The sequence below is a fragment of the Mesorhizobium sp. M1A.F.Ca.IN.020.06.1.1 genome (assembly GCF_004023265.1).
In the GTDB taxonomy this organism is placed as follows: domain Bacteria; phylum Pseudomonadota; class Alphaproteobacteria; order Rhizobiales; family Rhizobiaceae; genus Mesorhizobium.
Map to the genome: position 1 here is coordinate 1 of NZ_RZSR01001819.1, position 436 is coordinate 436.

General features: G+C 67.0%; 1 pseudogene. It reads right to left on the minus strand.

Features of this window, described 5'->3' with window-relative positions:
• A pseudogene (locus EOA60_RS37050) lies at nt 1–436 on the minus strand (4-hydroxy-3-methylbut-2-enyl diphosphate reductase); the annotation flags it as partial.

Here is a 436-nt window from a genome sequence, read left to right on the forward strand (position 1 = left end):
GTCGAAATCCTGCCGATCTCATCCCACGGAATTTCGGAGGCGCGCTGCACGAGAAGCGACATCGCGGCGCCCGCGCGCTCCGCCACTTCGACAAGACGCCGCGAGTTGGACGAGTTCGGCGCGCCGACGACGAGGAAAAGGTCGGCGCCGGCGGCCGTCTCCTTCACCGCCTCCTGTCGGTTGGTAGTGGCGTAGCAGATGGATTCGGCGGCCGGGGCGTGAAGCTCGGGGAAACGCTCTTGCAGCGCCCGGATGATGCCGGCGGTGTCCTCGACCGACAGCGTCGTCTGGGTGACAAAGCCAAGCGCCGCCGGGTCTGCCGGCACGAAGCTTGCCGCATCCGCCTCGGTCTCGATAAGGGTCACGGCTCCTTCCGGCAACTGGCCCATCGTGCCGATCACTTCCGGATGGCCGGCATGGCCGATCAGGAGCACAT